3 protein-coding genes are annotated in these 4,051 nt (G+C 69.8%); all 3 read left to right on the top strand.

The window, feature by feature from the left end; translation table 11 throughout:
* Window positions 1–2,680 (top strand): polymorphic toxin-type HINT domain-containing protein (locus tag ABZ885_RS36830; RefSeq protein WP_360198878.1); only part of this gene is annotated, 2,680 nt, incomplete at its 5' end.
* A complete protein-coding gene (locus ABZ885_RS36835) occupies window positions 2,681–2,953 on the top strand; it encodes a hypothetical protein (RefSeq protein WP_360198880.1) in 273 nt (90 codons plus the stop codon).
* A 689-nt stretch (window positions 2,954–3,642) separates the two neighbouring features.
* The gene (locus ABZ885_RS36840; RefSeq protein ID WP_360198882.1) at window positions 3,643–3,948 is read left to right on the top strand and encodes a hypothetical protein; all 306 of its coding nucleotides are present in this window, start codon (window positions 3,643–3,645) and stop codon (window positions 3,946–3,948) included.
* Window positions 3,949–4,051 lie beyond the last annotated feature (103 nt).

Here is a 4,051-nt window from a genome sequence, read left to right on the forward strand (position 1 = left end):
GTCCGCCGCCACCCATGCCCAGAACGCGGCGACGGCCGCGGACACCGCCGCCGAGCACGCCGGCGAGGCCGCGACCTCCGCGGCCGAGGCCACCCGCCAGGCGGAGGAGGCCAGGAAGGCCGCGACTTCCGCGAGCGAGGCGGTGCAGACCGCAAGCACCGTCTACGAGCTCGCCCGCAGGACCGAGACCGAAGACCTCGCCGCCCGCACGGCCGCCGCTGTCGAGGCCTCCAGGGAGCTGAGGTCGGCCGACGACGAGAACAGCGCCGGAATCGGGTCCCTCCTCGCCGACTGGAAGGCCCAGGACGAGGAGGCCGCCGGCCTGGCCGCCGAAGCCGCCCGTCCCGGCGCGGACCCGAAGGCACTCGCGGCCAAGGGCCGCAAGGTCGCTTTCCAGACGATGAAGTCCGGCGGCCCGTGGAGCCAGGAGGCCGCCGCGGCCGCCCTGTCCGGCACCGACGCCGCCGTCCTGGACTGGGTGCGCACCGGGCGGAGCAAGGCTGCGCAGGACGACATGCGCCAGAGCGTTCAGGAGATCGCCCAGGACAGCCCGGACGAAGCGGTCCGCACCGCCGCCACCGTTGCGCTCAAGGGCGACGCCCAGCAGCTCCAGGCGTTCTACACCACCGGCCGGCACGACGCCGCGATCACCGACAACCGGGTGCGCGCCTACCAGGTGATCGCCATCGGCGGTACCAGTGTCAAGGAGGCCGGCGAGAAGGCCCTGCGGGACGGATCGCCGAAGGCCGTCGCCGCGTTCCTGATGGTCGGACAGTACACCGCCCGTCAGATCGACGAACGCGTCCGGGCCACCCAGCTGCTTGCCGCCGGCGGCCCCGAGGTCCAGGCCGCGGCCAAGTCCGCCCTGGCCGGCACACCCGACGTCGTACACGAATTCCTGCAGACCGGCCAGTACATGGCCGACCGCAAGGACCAGCTCGCCACCACCCACGCGGCGCAGATGAGTCGCCTGATCGCGGAGGCTTCGCAGACCGCGGCCAAGGCTCAGCAGGATGCCTGGGAGGCCACCGAGGCTGCGGCCGTCGCCAATGAGGCCGCCGGCGAGGCCGACAACGCCCGCAACCAGGCCCGCGCCGCGGCCGACCAGGCCGGTCAGTACGCTGCCGAGGCCAAGACGTCCGCCCAGGACGCCGAAACCTCCGCCACCCGCGCCGCCCAGTCCGCCACGACCGCCCGCACCGCCTCCCAGGCCGCCGCACGCGATGCCGGCGATGCCAGTGCCTCGGCCGCCCGCGCCCGGGCCTCCGCCAGCCAGGCACGCTCATCCGCGGACCTGGCACGCAAGGCCGCGACCCGGGCCTCCGCCTCGGCGGTGGCGGCGGGCAAGGACGCCGGCCAGGCCCAGCAGGCCGCCGACGAGGCCTGGGGCTTCGTGGCGGAGAAGGAGAGCCAGGAACGCCAGGCCCAACTGAAGACCGAGGAAGCGGGTATCCAGGCCGAGGCCAAGCAGCTCGCGGACGAGCTTGCGAAGGAACTGGACGCGCGGATCCGGGAAGAGATCTACCGGGCCGAGTACGAGCGCCTGCGCGCCGGCCAGCCGGTCTGCAACGCCGTCACGCTGGCGGAGGTCTGGAAGTGCACGCTGCCTCAACCCCGCAAGGACCCCCTGATCGGCGGCGTACCCGGACTCCTCATGGAGTGGGGGTCCTACTTCGAGAACCTTCAGGACGAGGCAGAGCTCGTCAAGAAGGTCGTCAAGGCCATCCTCGGCGTGGACAGCGCCGAGGAGTGCATCAACCAGAAGAGCGCCAGCTCCTGCGCTGAACTCGCCGTCGGCTTCTTCCCGGCCGGGAAGGCGGTGAAGCTCGCCCAACTCGCGAAGAAGGCCAAGACCGTCGAGGAGGTGGCGGAGGCAGCGCGACTCAGGAGGCTGGCGGACACCGTCACCACGTGCCTGACGCAGAACAGCTTCCCGGCGGGCACTCCCGTACTGATGGCGGACGGATCGACCCGACCGATCGAACGCGTACGCGTCGGCGACCAGGTGCAGGCAACCGACCCCGAGTCCGGCCAGACCGGTTCCCGCCGTATCGACGCCACCATCTTCACCCCCGATGACCGCGACTTCACCGAGCTCACGGTCACATCGGCGGACGGTGCCACCGGAACGATCACCTCCACCGACCGGCACCCGTACTGGGCCGACAACCAGCACGCCTGGGTCGACGCCGCCGACCTCACCAGCGGCGACATTCTCAGGACGGCCACCAGCCAGACCGCACGGATCACCTCCACGAAGCACTGGAAGACCCTCCAGCCTGCGTACAACCTCACCGTCGACACCGTCCATACGTACTATGTGCTGGCGGGCGGTACGCCGGTACTCGTCCACAACAGTGGCCCGGGCTGCGGCTCCGTGTGGATCCGCTGGAACAAGGTGCCCCATCATTTCCAGCACGCCGCCGACTTCGGGATCACCGCCGCGGAGAGCGCGGCGAGCAAGGAGGAGTTCTTGAAGGTGCTGGGGGAATTCATCAAGAATCCGGGGACCACTGTGATCGACGGGACGTACCGCAAGATTCCCGCCCGCCACTACGTTGATCTCGCGACGGGGAAGCACGTCTCGGTGGACATCGAATCCGGCGAGCTGCTCGGGGCATGGAAGTCCGACGTGAGTACCGACCAGTACCGGTACCTCGTCGAGCAGGGGCTCCTCTAGATGGCCACACTGGAGCCCTTCCTGGTCCTGGCGGAGGCCGTTTCCGACGGGAGGCTCTCTGCTGCGGAGTTCTCCGTCGTCTGCCTTCCCCTCTACAAGGAGTACGGCGGCCCCTATCCGTCCACCGACCACTACCAGGCCGCAACGGATCTCTTCTATGTGGCGCACGACTACGATGCTTCAGGAACGGGCGAGCCCGATCTGCTGGACAGCGATCAGGTGCGCTCGAAGGCATCCGACATCGCCGAGCGAATGCGAATTCTTTTGCGATAGGCGGACTCGAGCAGGTCGGCTGATCTGCAACACGGGCGGGAGGGCGTCCTGACAGGCCGGCAGGCCCGGGCCGGTATCCGACGGCCCTTGGCGGCAGCCACCACTCCGGGTCGTCCGGGAGTGGCGGCTGCCGCGGCGTCGTCCCGAGGGGCGGCACCGCCGACCGCCGCCACTGCCAAGGTCCACCCTCGAACGTGCCCACGCCGACTTCACGGCCAACAGGTGCAGGCCGGCGAGGTGGCCGGCCTGCGCAGGCACCGGGCGATCGTGAACCAGCTCGACCACGTGTGGCACCGTCTGGACCGACGATGCCTCCCACGTGCGCACCGGCACGCGCCTCGGGCCATCGCCGGCCTGCGCAACCTCGCCGTCGGAGTCCTCCGCCTCGCCGGACCACCGGCGTCGCCTCCGGCCTCCGCGGCGACTCGCACAACGCCGGACGTCCCCTGGTCGCCCCCGGTGTCACCCGATCAAACCGGACGGACACACGGAACGACGCCGCCCTGGTAGAGGGCAGCGATTGTGCAGTTCGACACCGCATCAGGCGGTGGGCTGTGCAATACCGCACTGGCCGTCTCCCGTGATTGCCCTAGATTCGAGGGCGGTCCGCAGAGCAGAACGTGGGCCAGGTGAAAGGAAAGGGTTTGTCCCCGAAACGGGGATCCATTCGTCTGGTTGGAGGGGATTTGATGTTCAAGGTACGCGCATTGGCGCTGGCCGCGGCTGCCGCGGGCTCGCTCGCACTCGGTGTGGGCACCGCCGGGCCGGCGTCGGCGTCGGCGCCCGGCGGCTGTGTTTCCTGGTCCGACGGCGTCACGTACGGTGCCAGTTGCCCGCGTTCCGACAGCGCCATCGTCTTCCGGGCGGCGGCCGTCTGCAACAACGGCCAGCAGGTGTTCGGGCCGTGGAAGCCGACCGGCAGCGGTCTCTGGAGCTACGCGTACTGCAGCAGCGTGAACTCCTCGATCAGTTACGGCCATATCGATTTCGCGTGAAATCAGGGTTGATCTGACCTGAGCGGTTCGCGGCCCGGGAAGGGTCGAATCCGGCTGTAAGGGGATACAGCGGGGCTGCCGGGATTCCTGTCTCAGGAACCCC

The organism is Kitasatospora sp. NPDC047058 (assembly GCF_040643935.1).
Lineage (GTDB): Bacteria > Actinomycetota > Actinomycetes > Streptomycetales > Streptomycetaceae > Kitasatospora.

Excerpts from the sequence above, each read along its gene's own strand:
- ABZ885_RS36835 (WP_360198880.1), top strand. The coding sequence starts at position 2,681 with ATGGCCACACTGGAGCCCTTCCTGGTCCTGGCGGAGGCCGTTTCCGAC.
- ABZ885_RS36840 (WP_360198882.1), top strand. The coding sequence starts at position 3,643 with ATGTTCAAGGTACGCGCATTGGCGCTGGCCGCGGCTGCCGCGGGCTCG.